Origin of the sequence: Hoylesella timonensis S9-PR14 (assembly GCF_000762405.1) — a bacterium.
GTDB classification, from domain to species: Bacteria; Bacteroidota; Bacteroidia; order Bacteroidales; family Bacteroidaceae; genus Prevotella; species Prevotella timonensis_A.
On record NZ_JRPQ01000178.1, the window covers coordinates 1 to 19,664 of the forward strand.

Genomic DNA, 19,664 nt, shown 5'->3' on the forward strand with positions numbered 1-19,664 from the left:
TATCTCCAGCCCTTTCGCAACAGCCACCGCAAAGCCGTGTATGTATCAGAGGAAACTCAACGAAAGTTGGACTTCGTGGTGAGGAAAATCGGTGAGCAGGGAGCAAGCGTTTCAGGATATGTGGAGCAGGTGCTTCGAGAACATCTCGACCAATACAAAGATGATGTGGAAAGATGGCGGAAACTCTGAAGTACTGCATTCCTCGAATGCAAGCCTACGCTGAGTTACTGTATTCAGTGAATGCAGTAACACGGCATGGGCTTATAATCCCATTTTCTACATCAGCAAGGTGTGTCTTTGTGACACAAACTGCCGTTTGTCCCACAAAGACCCTTGCCCCAAATGGGGAATAAAATCACTCCGAAGTCGTGATTAGAGAAATAAAAACAAGAGAATATGGCAAGCGATAAATCAAGGAAAAGAGTAGCGAAAAAGTATGGTGACATGCCCGACAAGTGGGACGATTGGCACGTCCGTTTACCAGACCCGAAAGACCAAATACGAGTGATAGACCTCTATCACAAATCAGGCTCAATGTCCAAGTCAGAGTTCGTGCGCGCAAGATTATTGGGTGAGCATTTCAAGGTGATAACGGTGGACAAGTCCGCCGTGGAGTATTATCGCAAGCTCTCTGAACTCACAGCCCAAGTATATAAAATTGGGGTGAACTACAATCAGGTGGTACGACTAATGCGCCTTTATACGGCAGAGAAAAGCATACAGACATTGTTGCGGGAGCTTATCGGTTTGACAAAAGAACTCACTGCCTTGCAAGAAAAAGCAGTGAGTTTAACCATTGACTATCGAGAGAAATAAGGAATGTGCGATGGAATTATATGTCTCCAAGCATTTTTTGCAGCAGATTATCCGATGAGAAGACTATCTAAAAGAATTTGGTTCTACGAAGCAACATTTTAACGATTAAGAATGTTTATCTTATCTAGAATTTCTATCATTCTTCTTTGTTTTGTTGTATTCATCTTTAGTCATTATCCCCTTGACTGCTACATTTGGGTTTGTTGCTTCCTTATAGAATATCCAATGAACGATAGCCTGAGAACCATAAACTGAGGTATATGCCTGAACGAAAGTCCAACCTTTGTCAGACATGTAATTACCTGCATCAACCATACTGTTAAATGGGATTTCTTCTCCTTCTTCATCAACCAATTGTTGTTTACTTTTAAGTCCACCCCATGCAGAATACACGGGATTGTTTCCAAAATCAAAAACAATTTTTAGGCCCGATGATAGTTCTTTCTCAATCCCTTTGACTTCGCAATAGTATTTCTTGGTTTGAGCTAGCATGGTGATGGATGATATTATCATTAGAAAAATAAGAAATGATTTTTTCATACAATTCCTGTTATATTATAAATATTTGTAGTAATTTTTATTTCTTTGCAATTAGTTTTCTTTCCTGGCAGTATTCAGAAGGAGAATAGGACTATGAGATATTGAATCATACTTAGGTGCTTTATAAACACTATTCCTCTCCTTTTAACCGCTTTATTTCTCTATCAAAATCTGATATATATTCAGCATCTTGTTTGTGACGGAATACTTCATATTCTTGTTCTGCTTTCAACTTGGCCTCTAAAGCAGAGACACTCCCTGGTCTTTCAAGCAAAGGACGTCCTGCAATCGTAAGAAATCCATCAAGCAATGTGCTCCATTCGTGCATGGTCATGGGTATTTCCTGCTCAGCGCGATCTTCTGCCAAATCAAGATAGGCAGATACAAGGCGATTAATGGCTGTCATATGTTTTTGGTCAAGGTAATTCTTGGCAATCAGTACATCAGATTTCATCACCTTTCCGTCTGGGGCATGTCTCCATGTAGTCAGTCCCATATGAGGCTGGTTAGCATCAGCCTTTCCGTAGATAATTTCAGCTGCCGTTTGTCCGGAAATAGCCCAATGCAACTTATTCTGCACTGAAGCAAAGAAACACTTTGTCTCTGGTGCTTGCTTGTCGTAGTCAATTGACAGTGCATAAATATCCGTAATTTTCTGATAAAAGCGTCGTTCACTGGCACGTATCTCACGAATATCTTCTAGTAAATCCTTAAAATAATCGTGCCCAAACTGTTCGCCTTGCTTCAATCGGTTTTTATCAAGTACATAACCCTTGGTAATAAAAGAATTAAGCACTTTTGTGGCCCATCTTCTAAAGTGTGTAGCTTGCTCAGAATTTACTCTATACCCTACGGCAATAATGGCATCCAAAGGGTAGAATGTGACATCTCGCGTCACTTGACGAGCACCTTCGTTTTGAACTATTCGGAATTTCCGAATAGTTCCCTCTTCCGATAGCTCTCCTATACCGAAGATACTTTTTAAGTGCTCGTTAATGGTACTAACATTCACATGGAATAGTTCCGCCATACGTTTTTGTGTAAGCCAAAATGTACCATCCTCATAACGCACTTGGATGCTTACATCACCATTGTCGTTAGTATATAAAATTATTTTGCTTTCCATCGTTGAATCACTTTGTTCCTATATTTTATTCCGATAGATACTGTTCAAATAGTCATACTCTCTTCTATACCGATTTGCTCTTGCTAAATCTTTCTCTGTTGGATTAGGAATGCGAGACAAGTCCATATTATGGATTAGGTCGTGTAATTTTACAGCAGTAGCAAGTTCATTAGTCCCGATAGCATGAATGTAACTTTCCCTATCGGATGCTGTATGATTATTGAGTAGAAGCAATGCCGTTGCAAGTTCTTCCCTCCATTCCTTTGACAAGGGTTCATCTAAATCTTTATCCAGCATATCCAAAACCTCATCCACCGTGTGCGGTGTATCTTCACTTGCATCATGTAGATAGCCTAACACTTGTTCTTTCCAAGTTGTGCCCATCAAGGCAACAGCAGACAAATGTCCGCTAAAGTAATCTGCCCCTGCTTTATCAACCTGTCCCTCGTGCAGCCTCTTGGCTAAATCTGCTGCAATGCCCACGATGTTTTGCGTGAGTTTCTCCTTGTTTGCTGTAAGTGCCTCTCCAAAGTTCTGAATGGTTGAATCGCTTTCTCGCCCGGATACAGCTTTACCCATTGCGTGTTCTATCAAATTGAGAAGTCGTTTACCTCTATCAACAATAAAGGCATTAAAACTATTGCTCTTTAGCAAAGCAGGATTTATGTTGTGGGATTCCAAAGCGTCATCTATCTTTTCTTCGACGACTCCTTTATTGCGAATGGTTTGAATGTACAGACTCGGAGCCTTTCCTCCTATTGAACGGTTGGTTGTTGCATAAATAGGTGTCTTGTTTACTACCGAATTCCATTTCCTTGGTGGCAATTGTTCTTTTGTACAATATGCTTGTGGAAAGATATGGTGGATGTCTGTAATTTCTGACAAATAATTGGCTATTCCCATATCTTGTCCACTCATAAAATCCTTCGGGTGTTGCCTATTTATCAGAGCCATTACTCCTTTATAAGCGGCACTATTCCGTGTCTGAAGCCATAACAACCGAGTAGCATCAAAATTTGCCCTTGTAACGGTTTCGGGAACAGTATTGGCATCGTTCATCCATTCGAAAACACCAACAATATCCTGAGCAAATCGGGTCTCGTTGGCACTTCCATATAATTCTCCGAACACCCCGCACCAAAACCATTTAGACAACAACTCCAGATTATGCATTAACCCCAGTTTCTTGCTATTCATATTGTCGTAAGCGAATATGGCGGCAAGAGGTATGAGTTGGGTGCTATAAGGAATGTCTATTGATTTATAGATTCCTTGTTGAACCATAAAATTGGCAACTGAAGTAAAACCTTGTTTTAAACCTTCAAGATGTGCGAAGAACTCATTATATTCGAGCTTCAATACATCCTTCTTTTTGCAAGACACTGTTTGCCGTTCCCCTTTCTCCATTTTCATATAGGACAAAAGTAATGTCATGGAAGTTAAGAAGTTCGGCCCCGATAAGTCTTTCAGTAAATCATCGTTTCTCTTGTTGAGTTCTGTTTTCAGCTTATTCCACTCTTCTCTAAGATTTTTACTACCCATTGCGGCAAACTTTGCTGTAACAAGTTCGAAAACTGTGAGCGTAACACCGCCGGTGTTCACATTCTCAAAGATTTGGCATACAGCCTCAGGCGTAGTATCCTTGGCAAGGGTAATAACAGGGAAGGTATATTTTTTAAGGGGTTCCAAAATCTCCTGTTGAAACTTTTGGACAATGGGCATTACCTCCTTATTGTACGTTATCAGTCCCCATATCCAGTCCATGGTGTCAGAAAAGGTGAGATTAAGCGGAAACATCAGGTTCTTATATTCGTCTTCCCTTGTACGCAAATCAAGAATGATATCTCTGCCTATGTTTTCTGTTTTGGTTTTATCCTCAGATATGGATATAATGGCATCTAATCGGTCCGCTTCCGGATCAATTGCCTTTTTTATATCCATATAATAGTATCTCTTGATGACACTTTCCTTATCTGTATCTGTCCTTGTAATAACAGGAGCTTTGCTCATAAATACTTGGTAGAGTGTTGTGAGACGTTGTTGCCCATCCAACACCAAAGAGTCGGGTACTGCACTTTCGTATTTCTTGTCGACTCCTTCAAATAGTCGATATTTGAATCTTATGCCTGCATCTGGACTGTAATCCAAAAACATTGCAGCCCCCATGGGAAATCCAGAAGTCAGGCTTTCTATGAGTTTGCAAATTCTTGTGTCATCCCATACCCAACTGCGTTGGAAATCGGGTAATTGACTTTTACCGTTTCCTACTGTCTTCAGCAATTCAGACAGATTGGTGTCATTTGATTTTACTGCCATATTATTATGATGATGATTATCCTTCTAAAATGTATTTACGCATATATTCATCTAATATTCGTTTCACTCTGAATATAGATAAAGCTTCTCCCGTTTGATGCTCAAAAAACGTCTTTACCTTTTCGACATCAGCTGTGTCTATGAGGTTGGCAAAACGGTTGTATTCATTCAGATTGTCTCTTGTAACGTGAGCATTCATAACCTCTCGTAGCAAATTCTCATCAATACCAAAGTCGTTTGATACTTTACGAATGCTGTCGTTCTGCGCCTTTGTTTGATACTCAATGATGTAGTTTTTAAACGTTTTTCCACTCTCCATATTGACTGAACCATTTTCCACGTCGTGCAAAAATATGACGGCAAAACGCTGTTCTTCTTGAGAGAGTGATGCAAACGACTTGTGCAATTCTGCCAATACAGACTGACGTTCTGCTTCCGAAGCGGTTCCTCCATTAAGCACTTTCAGGTATTTCTCAAAACGACTGTTCAGATATTCTGCATCAATTATCCCTGTATCTATTTCGGTAATATAAGGGTCAATATCATAGGGTACGTCTTCAATCGTACCACCGCCATCACCACCACTGTTTTGCAATTCTCTATAACGCTGTACCAAGGTGTTGAATGTCAGTTCGTCTATGAGTACTCCTATAATAGTTTGCTTGCCATCCTCTGTTTTCAACTTGTACTTACGCTTATTCCATCGGAATCCTTGTATGCGTGCCGCTTCGAGATGCTCATTCAGCAAGCGGAAGAGTTTGGCAAACTGACCGCGTTCGGCATCCCCATCCGGTAGTTTGATAAAATCGGCAATGCCTGCGTGTTCAAACACAAACTTTATGTCGGCAAATAACTCGTTCAACTTTCGCAGATTGTACACCAGTGGGTCGGCAAAGAGTTTTACCGGTTTGCCGTCTGAATATACTTCCACTGCTTTGTCTATGTTTCGTTTCATAGTGTGCGGACGGCGATAGTAACGTATGATTCCGAAAGGCTTGTTCGGACCGAACAAACGATTGGTACGGCTGAAAGCTTGAATGATGTTTTCATACTCCATCATTTTGTCAATGTAGAGCGTGTTAATCCACTTGGAATCAAAACCTGTGAGCATCTGATTCACCACGATGAGCAGGTTTATCTGCTTCTTGGGCTCAAGCTCAATCCGATTATATGGTTCCTTGTGAGCCAGACGAAGAGACACATCTACTTTGAACTGTGCGTGAGTAGGTATGGTGAATACCAAACCGAACATCTCATTATAGCCTTCAAGGATTTCTACCAACCCGTCCTCTTTGTATATGGCACCATCCACATTATCAATTGTAGGGTCAAAGAGTGCCGTTACGTTCAGTTTGGGCATCATCTCTCTGAACAGCCGATAGTATTCTATCGCTTCCGAAATGCTGCGTGTGGCAAGCAGGGCGTGGAATTTCCCGCACTGACTAAGCGTATTCCATCCGTCCTTGATGTCTCCCACCACGGCTCTGTGATGTTCGTCCCTGTCATATTGGCTTTCCGGTAGATAATCTTCTATTCCTTTAATGTACGATCCATCGGCGGCTTTATATCCTGTCATAGGCACAGTGGAACCTTGTGTGAATTTCAGATAGACGGCTTTTTTCTTCTCGTCCGCCATGGCTTCTTCCACTGTCGTGGCTTTGGCTTGCTCCAGCGCCACGGCCTTGCGCAAGTCTCGCTGTTTGTATGTTTCCTCTAATTTGGTCTCGAAGCCAAGCACGTTCTTGTCTCGGATTCCATCAGCAAGCAAATATTGATGCAACGCTTCACCGAACACGGTCTGCGTGGTGTTCATGTTCTTTTGGTTCTCATCCTTAATCGGTGTGCCTGTAAAGCCGAAAAACAAAGCCCGGGGGAAGGTATCTTTAATAGTGATGAGCATATCCCCAAATGTGCTGCGGTGGCATTCATCCACGATAAAGACGATGTGCTTGTCTTGTATCATGGCAAGATCCATGGCCCGATTGCCTATTTCCCTATTGTTCACACGGCTCATCTTCTGAATGGAGGTAACAATAAGCGTGCTGCCGGTGTCGGAATCTTTCAGATTGTCTATCAGAATACCGGTGTTGTCGGTGTCGCGCACATCTTCGCTGTCGCCTGCGAAATTGCGGTAGTGCAGAATGCTCTGGTTGCCAAGCTCTATGCGGTCCACGAGAAACACTACCTTGTCGGCATCGCCCGATGCGGCAATGAGCTGTGCCGCCTTAAAGCTGGTCATCGTCTTGCCAGACCCTGTGGTGTGCCACACATAACCACCTTTCTGTTCCTGGGTACTCCAATCATTCTTGGCTACCGCTATGCTGATGGAGTTGGCGGCATAGTACTGATAGCTCCGTAGCACTTTCAATATGCCATCGCTCTTGTCTGCAATGGTGTAAAAGCCTATCATGCGGTGTGCCATCGGGATGGAGAGTAGTTTTGAGGCTATTTCTTTCCAGTTGTTGACCGGTTCGTTGTTTGGGTCTGCCCAGTGGAAGTAATAGTCACGGTTGAACTTGCCACCCTGCCCGGGATTGGCAAAGTAGAGTGTCTCCTCCGGATTCATTGCTACAAATATCTGCACCAATGAGAAGAGCTTGGAGAATATCCCCTCGTGCGAATATTTGGCTATCTGGTTAGCAGCCTGAATGGCAGGCACCTTGCTACTTTTCAACTCAATGTGTATCACGGGCATGCCGTTGATGAGCAGGAGCAGGTCGCCTCTGCGGTCGGGCAATATGCGTTTGCCCCGCTCAAACTTAGGCTGGCGCACTATCTGGTAGTGGCTCTTGCCGCCCGCTATCTCCAGTCGGTCATAGATAGAGAGGCTTACCTCCTTGCCCAGGTGTGCGGGGTCGTTGGGGTTGTCTCGTGTGATGTTGGTGGTCTTTCCGTTGATGAAACCATTGAGAGCCACCGGCGTTTTCAAGTCCTCTATCCGCTCAATGATTTGGCGCATCTCGCCCTCCGTGAGCGGTTGGTCGTTCAGGCGGTCTTTGCCGCTGTTGTTTCGGAAAAGGATGTCCGCCCAGTTTTGTATCAACTCTTTTTCCGTGGGGTAATACAATACATTTTCTGACCATCCGTTGCGGATAAGCTCCGCCACGAGGGCGTCTTCAAACTTGGCTTCGTCTTCAAATTTCATCTTCTCTGTCTTTATTCGGTTAGGCAAACATCTTCTGCAGTAGGCTCTGCTTAATTCTGCGGGTCTTAGAAAGTTTAGTTTCACATTTCGTGATATAGGTTTCCAAATCATCATAAAAACCCACTATGTCTTGTTGTTCACGAATGTTGGAAATGGTTACGGGCATGGATACAATATCTGTATAGGACAGAGTCTGTCGCATACCATCTCCCATCTTGTAAAACTGTTTGAGTACAACATCATAATAGTGGAGTTCTTGATACAAAAAAGCAGCTTCTGTTGTATTATCCTTTATGGAGATACAAACATAGGCAGGGGAGACAATACCTTCTTCTTTTGCTAATCCAACCCTTAGACTTTTTTGATCGTTTTGCAAATCCGTAAACCTCATTACTATTATTCCATCCTTTACTATCTGATAAGTATCAAAAGAAGCAGGCAACAACCCTTTGTCTGAGTTTATGTCTCTTTTCTTTATTTTCCCATAACTCAAAGACAAGAGATTTTGATGGTGAATATTTTGATTTGAAACGAAATACTTGTTTGCTACCAATCCTAAAGGTTTCATCTGCCAGTTGTTATTATAGTTCTTGAATCTAATCATCGGTATCGCGTACCCCCCCCGTTAACATTTATAAACATTTGATTTAGAAGCGATTGCTTGATATTACGCAGTTTCTCCAACTTCAACTCCAACTTGCGGATGAGTTTGTCAAGCGTTGTTAGCAATGCTCCTATTTTGCGTTGTTCATCTGAATTTGGGTGTTGAATAGGCAATTTCACAAATTCGCTGTCATTTATTGAAAAACGGTCAGAACGAGCACCTGAGTTCCCATTCTGATACATAAAGCTGTGCCATCCCGAACTCTTAAAGAAATAATCAAGATAAGACAAATCCATTTCTCCGTCCTTAAATCTAAAGACGTAGTAAAGGGGAGACATTACCCCCGTATATAAAAGTTTATTGCGGTTTATCGGTCCCACCGGCGCAGATATAGAGATTCGAGGATTATATACAAAATCATTAGGTATAACCACATAGTAACCTTGGATATTTTCAGAGCTGGCAACATTGTGGTCGAAATATTCCTTTTGATCGATAATACCAAACTCCGCAGAATTAGTAAAAATGACATCATATTTACGGGCATTATTTTTTTCAGTAACCTTAGAAGATATTTCTTCGAGTTTGGTCGTTTCCCACTCTTCCTCAAATCCTTTGAATCTTATTTCGGGTTTATTCTTTTTCATTGTCTTAAGCGTTTAAGCGTGTAGGAGCAGTTGCTTGAACTCGGCAAGAGCCGCCATGTCATGCTCGGAGCCGGTCAGTTCGTCAATCATACCGGCCAACGACTCGGAAGCCTCGCGAATATCACTCTCCACATCCACAAGTGTGGTGTCGTACTTGCGTGTGAGTTCGCTCAACTGTTGAGAAAATCCGTCTACAACGGTGTGTGGCAACTGCATCAGGTGTTCGGATAGTGTCTTAATCCATTTCAGGGAAAGCAACTCTCTGACATCGTCATCCGTCAGTCCCTGCTCAATCTTTGTTTTGGTACGCTCGTGCAAAAAGGCAGCTGCCGACTTAATGTCTGATTTCAGCCTCTTAATCTCAGCCGAGAGGTTGGCAATCTTAATCAGTTTAGCCTCTGTGCTTTCTTCCTCAAAAGGATAGCCTTCACGCAGGCTTGCGATCCGCTCTCTTACCTTCTTGGCTGCATAGGTGCCGTCCTTGGCAGGCTCCATGCGCTGCCAATCCACTTCCGTATGAGTGGTGATGAAATCCTGTTTCTCTTTCTTGCGAGAGCAAAGCAGGTATTCATCCAAGGCGGATATTTCTTCGGTTTCCACATCGGCAAGCAACTCGGCAAGACGGCGTTCCACTTCTTTTATGGACATCGTGCCATCGTCATTAGTCACTTTGGCGCGTTCCTCTTCGTCCAATTCATCAAAAGTGGCATCCATATCGGCAGTGGCTTGTTCCAGACGCTTTTCCATGCTCCTAAGCGCAGTCCACTCCTCTTTCAGGTGTGTGGTCTGCACAAGTTCAAAGGGGAGTATTCGTCCCATCCAGCCCTCCTGAACCTCATATTCCTTGTCGTCTTTTTTCTTGACCACCATATTGGGATCTACCATACGAGTAGCCCCGAACCCCTCGGACTGGATAACCTCCAAATCTTGGGTAATGGTTGTCCATTTATCGGCAAAAAGCTGGTAGGCTTCAAAGCGATCCACGAGTGGCACGCTCTGTAGGCTGTCAAAAATATGTCGGGTGATATATTCCTCCTCTTCGGCAATGTTCAGTTGTTCCATCTGCCCAATAAGCCTTTCCTTTAGAAACCGCTCCAGGGCAGAGAACGCATCATTGTAGTCTGCTACAAACCTTGCTACAGAAGGATGATTTTTCACAGTTTGCCCGATATCCGAAACTTTCACTTGAGTATAGGGAGTGTTAGTTTCCGTAAAGAGGTCTTGCTCCAATCCTTGGAACGCATCAAAGTAGGGCTGGAATGGTGTAAGTTCGTTTTTGGGGACACCGCCGAACATGATACCGTACATATCCCACGTTTCGGGAGCGTCTGATGAATTGACATAGCGTGGGATATTGAGGTTATAATTGTTCTGTCGTATCTCTTCTTTGCTTACCTTTCGGGAGAATTTAGGGACATCCCGCTTCTCAATATACGTATCCACTATCCGCTTAATGTCGGAGGCACGCAGCTTGTTTTTCTTTCCCTCTTTTTTAAAACCTTTGGAGGCATCTATGATGAGCACACCATTGTCGGTGCGGTCCTTGCGAAGCACCATTACGATTGTGGGGATGCCCGTGCCGAAGAAAATGTCAGCAGGCAGTCCGATAATAGCTTCAATATGATTGTTTTCTATCAGTTTCTGACGAATGGAGCCTTCGGACTGATCGCCCGGCTCTCCACGGAACAGCACCCCATGTGGCAGGACAATAGCCATGATGCCGTCACTCTTGAGGTGGTAAAGGTCGTGGAGCAAGAAAGCATAATCGGCTTTCCCTTTTGGGGCAATACCATATTCAAACCGAGGGTCAATCTTTATTTGTATGCCAGTCTTGCTCTTGCGAGGTGGTGCCCATGGTTGCGAGTAAGGAGGATTGCTAACCACAGCATCTACGTGCAGACAATGGTAAGTGCCCTCACGGTCGCCATCCTCAAAGTAAGGCCAGTCGTGTTCGAGCGTGTCACCATTGCGTGCCACGATGTTGTCCGGAATGATACCCCGCATCACAAGGTTCATGCGAGTGAGGTTGAATGTGCTCTTTTTCAACTCTTGTGCGTAGTATTTTACCTTGTCTGTACCTGCGATATGTCGTGCTACTGACTTGCCGATGTTGATCAGCAGTGAACCAGAGCCACTTGTAGGGTCGTAGATAGAAATGGTTTGCCGATTGCGTAGATGATGAGCCACTATTTCAGACATCAAAAGCGACACTTCATGGGGTGTATAGAACTCTCCTGCCTTTTTGCCCGCATTGGCGGCAAACTGACCGATGAGGTATTCGTAGATAAAGCCCAACACATCGTAGTCTTGCCCGCCATTCATGGGTATATCCTTAATAAGATTAAGCAGATTGTGGACGGCTTTCGTTTGCTCTCCCTCTGTACCGCCAAGGTTCTTCAAACCATCTTGCAGAGTATCAAAAATGCCTTCAAACACTTTTTTGTGGCTGGGAGAGACCAATCGGTTGAATGCAGAGAGAGCGTCACGTACATTAGCTACCGAAAAGTCATGTCCTGCTTCGAGCCATGTGGTATAAAGATTCTCATAAGCGATGAAATACCCTATTCTGTTTTGTAGTAAGTCCACATTCTTTGGGTGTTCTTCTGTTATTTCATCGATAAACTCTTCCCTCGTAAGCCCTTCTGACAAGAGAAACTTGGTCTCTTGCTCCGACAGAAATTTATAGAAGATAAAACCAAGAATATAATCTTTATACTCATTGGCTTCTATCTTGGAGCGCATCTTATTGGCAGATGCCCATATCTTATTGGCTAATTGATTCTTATTCATACCTGTTCTTTTGAGGGGACTATCAAGGTACGAACCTCTATATCTAATAACTTGGCGATTTCGTATAGTATCTCCAATGATGGTTGTACCTTATTAGAGCACCATTTAGAAACCGTGTTCTCTGATTTGCCAAGCTGCTCGGCTAACCATTTGCTTGTGCGTTGCTTCTCCACAAGCACAACCTTTATTCTATTTATTATCGTCATACGATGATTTGGTAATGTCAAAATTATACTTCTACAAATACAAAGGTATAGCTTTTCTTCCAGATAAAAGAAAAATTTCAAAAATCTTTGTATCAACAAACCCGAACTAAATCAAATAGAAATTCTTATGTTTCGGTTTCCTTTGATAGTTTTCTTTGATATTTTTCTTCGACTCTTATTACTTTTCATTGGAATTTCATTACCTTTGCAACATAGAACATAGTGTTCTTTGAAGCAATGTAGAATAAAGAGAGGGAAAGAAACTCGCTCGTTTCCATCTCGTAACCCATTTATCCTTTATTCGTTCTTAGTTTGTTGATTATCTGAAAGATACAAAATTCTTGAATCTTTTGCGGGCGTAATCAGTTGCAATCAGCATCTTTGCCTTTTCCTCACTCTCGCTCAACGGCGCACGCCCCAAAAGCGTGGCATCACCGTTTTTGGCAAACTCCATCAACTTGCCGATAAACTCCTCCTGTTCAGGTGTCGGCGGAATGTTATGGAGTATCTCGTTTTTTTCGGGACGATCGATGCCTATATCCTTTGCTGTGCGGAAATCGCAAATCTCCGCATAGAACGAGGCAAGTTCAGGCACTTTAATAAAGGTTCTGAAGCGTTCCTTCTGAATAATCTCATTGGTGATGGAAAACTCATAGTCAGTGGACTTCTTGGCAAAGACCGCAGCCCATGCGTCGAAACTGTTAATGCCCTGCTTCTCCAAGGCTTGCGGGCGCAAGTATTTGAAGAGCAAATATAATTCTGTTAGCGAATTACTGATAGTAGTTCCCGAAAGAAAAGTTGCTCCCAAGTCCTTGCCTGACCGCTCCTGTATGGTGCGAATGGCAAAGAGCATATTGAGCGCACGCTGTGAGCCATCCGGATTGCCCAAGCCCGACACTCTGTCGTGGCGGGTGTTGAACATCAAGTTCTTGAATTGATGGCTTTCATCTACAAAAAGGTGGTCAATACCCATCATCTTGAAATCCACGGCATCGTCCTTGCGCTCGGCAATGCTGTCTTGAATGCCCTGCAACTTGGCTTCCAAGGTCTGTTTTCGTTTCTCCAAACCTTTGAGCATGGCACGGGAAATGTCCGCTCCCTGCATACGGAGCACTTCAAGATTTTCTTCTACAGAATCTTTTTCTTTCTGCAAAATCGCTTCTTGTATCTCCAATGCTTGCGGTATCATGCCGAACTGCTCATGCGTGAGGATAATGCAGTCCCAATCATTATTCTTGATGTCATTGAAGATGCGTTGGCGATTCTGCTTGCTGAAGTCATTCTTTCCCGGATAGAGTATCTTGGCATTGGGATAAGCCTTGCGAAAAGTGTCGGCAATATCGAATACATTTGCTTTGAGTCCAATAATCATCGGTTTGTTAGCCAATCCCAACCGCTTCATCTCGTAGGCTGCTGTACACATGATAAGCGTCTTACCTGCACCGACCTCGTGGTCGCAGATACCACCTCCATTGGTCTTCAGCATCCACACGGCATCTTTCTGACTCTTATAAAGGTCTTGTATGCCCAATCTTTTAAGGTCGAGGTCGGGAAACGACTGATGCGTACCGTCGAAGTTGGGACGCACAAAGCAGTTAAAAAGGCGGTTGTAACGGTCAGAGAGCTGCTCCTTGAACGTGTCGGGTGTCCGTCCGAGCCAATCTACAAAGCCTTGTCTGATTTCCTCAATCTTGGCATTTGCCATCTGTATGGCATGACCGTCACGAACCTTAATCGTCTTCTCATTACCCTCCGCATCAAGTATGGTCTTGCTTTTGTTAATGTCAGGAATGGTATTGTGAAGTGCGTGCTTCAATAAATTGAGTCCGTCATAGCGTCTAAACTCACCTTGTACAGCATATTTGTGCCAGATATTACCGTTCTTTTGGTCGCAGCCAATGGCATACTCGTCCATATTAGAATGATAACTCACCCTGATGTCCGTCTCGAAGAACTCCGAGGCGAACTTGCCATAGACTTTCGCGGGTATCCAGCGTTCACCGAGGTTGAAATCCAAATCAGCAAAGGGAATGGGCGTGGGAGTGGCGGCACGCAGGGCAGTCAGACTCTGTTTCGCTTCCTCATGCTCCGGATGATCCAAGAGCCACGACTCGATACGCTCCGCCTTTTCAATCACATTGCCAGAAATAAACTTGTCGGCTACCTCATAGCTGTCCTCTTCGGGATTGTAGAAGATGCGTCCTTCCAAAGCAGAAAGCATATCGCTCTCTTCCATATCGGGAAGCAAAGAACTCATATAGTCAAGCTCCACCGTGCCGTATTTGTTGAGTGATGCGCCCAATGCCTCCATCGGGTCTGAAGCTATGGACAGTTCGGAGGTGGAAAAAGCCGTCGGGTGGTCGAAGATGTCCGCCTTGATGTACTTGCCGTTCTCGGAGCGTTCCAAGAACAGCATTTCCACTCCGGTGGCATCCATCTTGATGACATCGGTGTTTGTCTTCTGGTTGAAGTACCCCCAACGACCTACATAGCCGTCATAAAGCCGATTGAGTTTCTCACGCTCTTCCTTGTCCTCCGCTTGGTTGTTCGCCTCATAATCATAGAGTCGGTGATAACTCTCCCTAATCTCAATATATGCTTTCAGCCGTGAGAGCTGAGCAAAGGGTAAGTCCATCGGGTTGAAGGTAGGATGTCGTTTCAAGTCAGACAGGAAACCTACCTGCCCATTCTGTACGACTATCGAGCCGTCACGCAAATGTGAGTCGGGAGAAGAAAGGAACGGACGCGGTGAAGCATCAAACTCTTTCTTAACCTCTGCTATGGGCTGTGGCTTGCGAGGTTCGGCTTCCTCCATAAAGTCAAAGAGCGAGGGCTCTCTGACGGGAGCAGATGCAGTTTTCTTGCTTCTGCGGGAACTGCTTGGCGTGCTTCTTGCCGGCTTGGGTTGCCTGCTCGCAGAAAGTGGTTGGTTATCGCTGACCTTCTTTTGTTGAGCAGCCTCTTTGATTTCATTATTTACACGGGCTACATCTTGTGTCCAAAGACTATATTCCTCTGGGGCAAACAAGAACTGTTCCATGGCTTCTGTCTCTATGGTGCTATCCATAATCGGATGATGGTCTTCATCAAAGAATACCGTCTGACCGTTCATCTCGCGTGGGGCTTCCACGTCTGTGCGAATTTCACGGCTTTCTTGTTCGTATTGTCTTTGAAGGGTAATTACGGGGACACCTTCTGGGGCTGGTTCGGTTTCAGGCTCTGTATGTAAAACTGGCGCAGCTTCTTCGACTTTCAAAACCTCCTCGACTTGTTCTACCATTGCTTGTGGTTGATTGTCTTCCTGTACAGGTTTCTGCACTTCCTGACGGCTTTCATCCTTGATTTCCTCAATGATGGGTTCTTTAGTGTATTGTTCTCTGACAATCTCTTCCAGTTCCGCAATCTCGTGCAACTTTGTGGGTTTGAAGTATAAGTCCCGCTCAATACCCAAGCCTTTGACCTTTACTTCCTCCATTTCTTTAAGGGACATATACCCAAGTTCCCAGCCGTAGCCCATCGTTACGGCACCAAAACCGATGCGTTCTTTGGGGTCGTATTCCAGCATATAAGCGGTATAGGCTCCCATAGGAAAGAAATAGCGAGCGTATGCCGTGCGGTCGCCAATGAGCTGTTTTTCCGTTGCATAGAGCTTGGGAAGTTGCTTCTTGGTGCTGTCGGGCATCAAATTGTAGGTATTTTCTTCTTCTTTTTCATCTTCCTTGTCCTCTTTCTTTTCCTCCTTATCCTTGATTTCCTGTTCTTGAGGTATTCCTTCCGTTTTTATGTTTTCTTGTACTTTTTGCACCATCTTGTCCATGTGTACCTGCCATTCCTCCTCGGTCATGGGTATGCCGGTTTCATAGAGTTTACGATCGAAACGCTGCTCTACTTCCAAAGAGAGTTGTGTGCGCAGGCTGTCAGCCATATCCTCGATACTGCCGTCAAACGTATATTCCCAAGCAGGCTTACCGTAAGGGTCTGTACCCATTTGTCTGTCTATGGCAATCGTACGGTGGGAAATATCCTTCCATTCGCCCTCGAAGAGGGAGTTATGATTGAACGCAATAGAAAAGCCGTCGCCTTTGGGGACAGAGGCGGTTTGTACAAACTGCTGTTCAATGCCCTCACCAATTTCTTTACCCGACTGCTTTTGCAGGACAATCAGGTCGCTGCCAACATCCGTACCCGCATTCTCGGAGAACATACCCGAAGGTAGGCGGATGGCGGAGATAAGACGGCTATTCTGCATGAGGTAACGGCGGATGGCTTCATTCTTGGGGCTATCCAATACACCCTGCGAGGTAATAAATGCAAGAAGTCCGCCCTCCTTGATAGTGTCCAGCCCTTTTACAAAGAAATAATTGTGAATGGTTCTGGTGGATTCCCGTTTAAGGATATTCTCTCCCTTGCTATAACTACGGTCATAGACCATAAAGTCGCCAAAGGGGATGTTGCTGGTAATCAGGTCGTACTTGTCCTTTTCTTCCAGTTCTCCAATGGCTTCAAAGGGTTCTTGCCGAACAAAGATATTATCCTTGCCGTAAGGATGGAGGGCTTGTGTGATGCGCGCCGTCAGTAGGTCTTTCTCCATCGCATCGACCATACCGGCACTTTTGGCAAAGGTTTCGGTAAAGGCTCCCATACCTGCTGAAGGGTCTAAGCACCTTCTTACTTGCACGTCGGCAGCACTAAGGGCTTCGGCAATGGCGGAGACGATACGGGTGTCGGTATAGAAGGAGGTCAGTACGCTTGCCTTGATACTCTCCCAATAGCGTTTGGCGGTGCTGGCATCGACGGCATCACGGTAAATCATCTGTTTGAGCCTTTGGGTAGGCGCGAACAGGTTTTGCTCCGATGCGCTCCAATAGCGGAGGTCATCGGGATTATCACAACGGTTCAACACGCATTTCAGACCACCGAAACCTTGATAACCTCTGAGCAGGACTTTCTCGGCTTCGGTGGCTTCACGGCGTTCTTTCTCTAATCGGAGGATCACACGGATGGCTTCCGTATTGCCCTCCAAGACTGCTTTCTTATTGTATGCCATAATTTTTCTGTTTTAAGATGGAGAGGGAAAATTAGTCGGAAGATAATTTTTCCTATCTTCCAACTAATTTGTTTTATCTCCGATTCTGTGAGAGTTATCTTCCTCGTGCTTTGCCTTTCTTTCCTTCAAACTCAAAGGCGGTGGTATGGTCTTCGCCCAGAACAAGACGTGCGTTGAACTTCTTGCCTGCCTTGCTCGTCAAGCCTTTGAGGATAGGCGTTCGCCCGGTAGTTATCAAATCACGGATATTGTCCTCGGAAAGGAACGTGCCGCAGATTTCACGGAAGATGTGGAAGTCGCAGCCCTCGTGCCTGCATTTCGCAATTTTGGCATAGATGCCCACACTCTCATTGCTGCATTTGGGGCAGTGGTAGGTGGGATAGGACTTTTGTACCTGTGGAGCAAGGGCAAGGAGTTCCTCGCAAATCGTCTCCACATAGGAGTTGATGCCTTGTGCGAACTTCTCGGGTGGCATTTGTCCAGCCTCGATGGCGGCAAGGGTCAGTTCCCACGAGCCTGTCATCTCTGCATTGGCAATTCGTTTATCCTTGACAATCTCATAGACTGCCAAGCCTTTCTCTGTCGGGACTACCGTTTTCTTTTCTCTTCGGATATAGTCTCGCAGAATCAATGTCTCGATGATATTGGCACGAGTGGCTGGTGTACCGATGCCGCACTCTGCCATTGCTCTTTTACTTTCTGCATCTGCGACCTCTTTCCCTGCGTTTTCCATAGCAGAAAGCAAAGTCGCTTCTGTATAGAGCGGTTTGGGCTTGGTCTTGTGCTCGGTAATTTCTGAAGAAAGCAGTGGTAACACCTCGTTTTCTATTAGATTGGGCAATACGGATAAAGTCTGTTCTTCTTCCTCTTTGCCTTTTTCATCGTTCGTGCCAGTACTATGCTGCACGGCTTTCCAGCCCAAGGAGATACTTCGGCACGCCTTCCAAATGTAGGTGTTTGTACCGTCTGTCAGTTCCGCCTGCATCCTCTCCTCCTCTGAATCGGGAGAAAAGGCTTCGATGAAACGATGGACTACCATTTGGTAGATGGTCGTTTCATCTGTCGATAGTCCCGATGTTGTTTCACCCGTAGGGATAATGGCGTGGTGATCAGTTACCTTGCCGTTGTCCACCGAGTGGCGGTTAAGTGGTGTCGGAAGTGCAGTGCCTATCTTGCCAAGTAAAGTGGGTACTTCCTCGAAAACGTCTTCACTGATGTATCGACTGCCGGTGCGGGGATAGGTCGTGATTTTCTTCTCATAGAGGCTTTGTGCGATTGAGAGGGTCTTATCTGCTGAAAAGCCGTGCTTTCGGTTGGCTTCCTTCTGTAGGGAGGTAAGGTCGAACAAGAGGGGTGGCGACGTATGTCCCACCTTTTTTGCGACCGAAGTCACGGTAAGCCGGCTCTGTTCGCGAAGCATGGCGAGAGCGGACTGTGCATCGGCTTCATTGTCAAATGCACTACTGCTCACAGCTTTCAGCGATACGCCCTCTTTCTCTGCTGCTACGGAGAGTTTCCAATAGGGGACGGAAGAAAAATCACGATTTTCTATGTACCGACGGCAGACCATAGCGAGTGTCGGGGTCTGTACCCTTCCCAAAGAGTAACCGCCTTTGCGAGCGATGGACAGGGCACGGCTGGCATTGATGCCCACAAGCCAGTCGGCTTCGCTTCTTGCCTTGGCAGAGTAATAGAGATTATCGTAATGGCTTCCCGGCTTAAGATTGGAAAGTCCTTCACGGATGGCTTTATCCGTGAGGGAGGAAATCCAAAGTCTGTCAAAAGGTTTGTGGCAGTTCAAATGGTTGTAGATATAGCGGAAGATGAGTTCACCTTCACGCCCGGCATCGGTGGCTACGATGATGCGGTCAGCCTTGTCAAAGCAAACTCGAATGGCTTTGAGTTGCTTGAGTGCTGCGGGGTCTGATGTGTACTCCTTATCCTTGCGCACTTGTCGCACGATAAGTTGGAAGGGATTGGGACGGATGGGCAGGTCTTCTGCTTTATAGGCTGCAAAACCGTAGGCTTCGGGCATGGCAAGGGTAATGAGGTGTCCCATTGCCCAAGTAACCATATAGCCGTTACCTTCTAAATATCCGTCTTGTCTGGTATTAGCCCCTACGATACGGGCTATATCTCTGGCTACCGAGGGTTTCTCGGCAATAATACAAGTAATCATAGTTGATAATAGAATTAAAGGTTACATCTTACGTCCACGGGACTTCTTCTGTTTGTTCTCGTCCTGCTTTTGCTTCTGCTCAGCAGTAGGCTGTGTCTGTCCCGTTTTGAGTGGTTCTTTCACATTTTTGGTGGCTTCGTTGGTCTTGCCGTGGTTATTGACCGCAACCTGTGTCTTGTGTTCCTCTGCTACGGCAACCACCTTTTCTTTGCCGGTTTCTTGCTTTTTGTCAGGATTCCACTTGTAAA

At 45.0% G+C, this 19,664-nt stretch carries 12 protein-coding genes and 2 pseudogenes; 2 read left to right on the plus strand and 12 right to left on the minus strand.

Annotated elements, in window-relative coordinates; all coding sequences use genetic code 11:
• Both HMPREF9304_RS10890 and HMPREF9304_RS10895 read left to right on the plus strand, forming a co-directional pair.
• A partial coding sequence (locus HMPREF9304_RS10890; RefSeq protein ID WP_036929032.1) for a DUF3408 domain-containing protein occupies nt 1-189 on the plus strand: 189 nt, incomplete at its 5' end.
• 207 nt (nt 190-396) lie between these two features.
• Nucleotides 397-816 carry a plasmid mobilization protein gene (locus tag HMPREF9304_RS10895; RefSeq protein WP_036929051.1) on the plus strand — a complete coding sequence of 140 codons (420 nt, stop codon included), beginning with the start codon at nt 397-399 and terminating at the stop codon, nt 814-816.
• Nucleotides 817-936: 120 nt separating this feature from the next.
• Here HMPREF9304_RS10895 and HMPREF9304_RS10900 read toward each other — a convergent pair whose 3' ends face one another.
• From HMPREF9304_RS10900 to HMPREF9304_RS10950, 12 genes and pseudogenes are all read right to left on the minus strand, one after another.
• The gene (locus HMPREF9304_RS10900; RefSeq protein ID WP_036929054.1) at nt 937-1,356 is read right to left on the minus strand and encodes a hypothetical protein; all 420 of its coding nucleotides are present in this window, start codon (nt 1,354-1,356) and stop codon (nt 937-939) included.
• Nucleotides 1,357-1,486: 130 nt separating this feature from the next.
• Nucleotides 1,487-2,482 (minus strand): virulence RhuM family protein, encoded by a 996-nt coding sequence (locus tag HMPREF9304_RS10905; RefSeq protein WP_036929057.1) that lies wholly within the window; start codon nt 2,480-2,482, stop codon nt 1,487-1,489.
• Between the two features lie 18 nt (nt 2,483-2,500).
• Nucleotides 2,501-3,061: a phosphohydrolase gene (locus HMPREF9304_RS15285; protein ID WP_231564522.1), complete on the minus strand. Its 561-nt coding sequence runs from the start codon at nt 3,059-3,061 to the stop codon at nt 2,501-2,503.
• A 981-nt stretch (nt 3,062-4,042) separates the two neighbouring features.
• Nucleotides 4,043-4,798: pseudogene (locus HMPREF9304_RS15290) on the minus strand (DUF262 domain-containing protein); the annotation flags it as partial.
• A 16-nt stretch (nt 4,799-4,814) separates the two neighbouring features.
• The gene (locus HMPREF9304_RS10915; protein ID WP_036929061.1) at nt 4,815-7,943 is read right to left on the minus strand and encodes a type I restriction endonuclease subunit R; all 3,129 of its coding nucleotides are present in this window, start codon (nt 7,941-7,943) and stop codon (nt 4,815-4,817) included.
• 19 nt (nt 7,944-7,962) lie between these two features.
• Nucleotides 7,963-8,547 carry a restriction endonuclease subunit S gene (locus HMPREF9304_RS10920; protein WP_052046129.1) on the minus strand — a complete coding sequence of 195 codons (585 nt, stop codon included), beginning with the start codon at nt 8,545-8,547 and terminating at the stop codon, nt 7,963-7,965.
• Nucleotides 8,544-9,194 carry a restriction endonuclease subunit S gene (locus HMPREF9304_RS10925; protein WP_036929063.1) on the minus strand — a complete coding sequence of 217 codons (651 nt, stop codon included), beginning with the start codon at nt 9,192-9,194 and terminating at the stop codon, nt 8,544-8,546. The genes HMPREF9304_RS10920 and HMPREF9304_RS10925 overlap by 4 nt, the downstream gene beginning before the upstream one ends.
• A gap of 12 nt (nt 9,195-9,206) precedes the next feature.
• On the minus strand, nt 9,207-11,984 hold the full coding sequence (locus HMPREF9304_RS10930; RefSeq protein WP_036929066.1) for a type I restriction-modification system subunit M: 2,778 nt from the start codon (nt 11,982-11,984) through the stop codon (nt 9,207-9,209).
• Nucleotides 11,981-12,190: a helix-turn-helix transcriptional regulator gene (locus HMPREF9304_RS10935; protein ID WP_036929069.1), complete on the minus strand. Its 210-nt coding sequence runs from the start codon at nt 12,188-12,190 to the stop codon at nt 11,981-11,983. The genes HMPREF9304_RS10930 and HMPREF9304_RS10935 overlap by 4 nt, the downstream gene beginning before the upstream one ends.
• Nucleotides 12,191-12,509: 319 nt before the next feature.
• The gene (locus tag HMPREF9304_RS10940; protein WP_036929071.1) at nt 12,510-17,237 is read right to left on the minus strand and encodes a helicase-like domain-containing protein; all 4,728 of its coding nucleotides are present in this window, start codon (nt 17,235-17,237) and stop codon (nt 12,510-12,512) included.
• A 94-nt stretch (nt 17,238-17,331) separates the two neighbouring features.
• Complete coding sequence (locus HMPREF9304_RS10945; RefSeq protein WP_019036208.1) at nt 17,332-19,416, minus strand: type IA DNA topoisomerase; 2,085 nt, start codon at nt 19,414-19,416, stop codon at nt 17,332-17,334.
• Nucleotides 19,417-19,437: 21 nt separating this feature from the next.
• Nucleotides 19,438-19,664, minus strand: a pseudogene (locus tag HMPREF9304_RS10950) (hypothetical protein); the annotation flags it as partial.

What these genes read in the sequence shown, in the direction of transcription:
- HMPREF9304_RS10935 (WP_036929069.1), bottom strand. Translation starts at nt 12,190, where the DNA reads ATGACGATAATAAATAGAATAAAGGTTGTGCTTGTGGAGAAGCAACGC.
- HMPREF9304_RS10895 (WP_036929051.1), top strand. Translation starts at nt 397, where the DNA reads ATGGCAAGCGATAAATCAAGGAAAAGAGTAGCGAAAAAGTATGGTGAC.
- HMPREF9304_RS10940 (WP_036929071.1), bottom strand. Translation starts at nt 17,237, where the DNA reads ATGGCATACAATAAGAAAGCAGTCTTGGAGGGCAATACGGAAGCCATC.
- HMPREF9304_RS10925 (WP_036929063.1), bottom strand. Translation starts at nt 9,194, where the DNA reads ATGAAAAAGAATAAACCCGAAATAAGATTCAAAGGATTTGAGGAAGAG.
- HMPREF9304_RS10930 (WP_036929066.1), bottom strand. Translation starts at nt 11,984, where the DNA reads ATGAATAAGAATCAATTAGCCAATAAGATATGGGCATCTGCCAATAAG.
- HMPREF9304_RS10905 (WP_036929057.1), bottom strand. Translation starts at nt 2,482, where the DNA reads ATGGAAAGCAAAATAATTTTATATACTAACGACAATGGTGATGTAAGC.
- HMPREF9304_RS10915 (WP_036929061.1), bottom strand. Translation starts at nt 7,943, where the DNA reads ATGAAATTTGAAGACGAAGCCAAGTTTGAAGACGCCCTCGTGGCGGAG.
- HMPREF9304_RS10945 (WP_019036208.1), bottom strand. Translation starts at nt 19,416, where the DNA reads ATGATTACTTGTATTATTGCCGAGAAACCCTCGGTAGCCAGAGATATA.
- HMPREF9304_RS10900 (WP_036929054.1), bottom strand. Translation starts at nt 1,356, where the DNA reads ATGAAAAAATCATTTCTTATTTTTCTAATGATAATATCATCCATCACC.
- HMPREF9304_RS10920 (WP_052046129.1), bottom strand. Translation starts at nt 8,547, where the DNA reads ATGATTAGATTCAAGAACTATAATAACAACTGGCAGATGAAACCTTTA.
- HMPREF9304_RS15285 (WP_231564522.1), bottom strand. Translation starts at nt 3,061, where the DNA reads ATGGGTAAAGCTGTATCCGGGCGAGAAAGCGATTCAACCATTCAGAAC.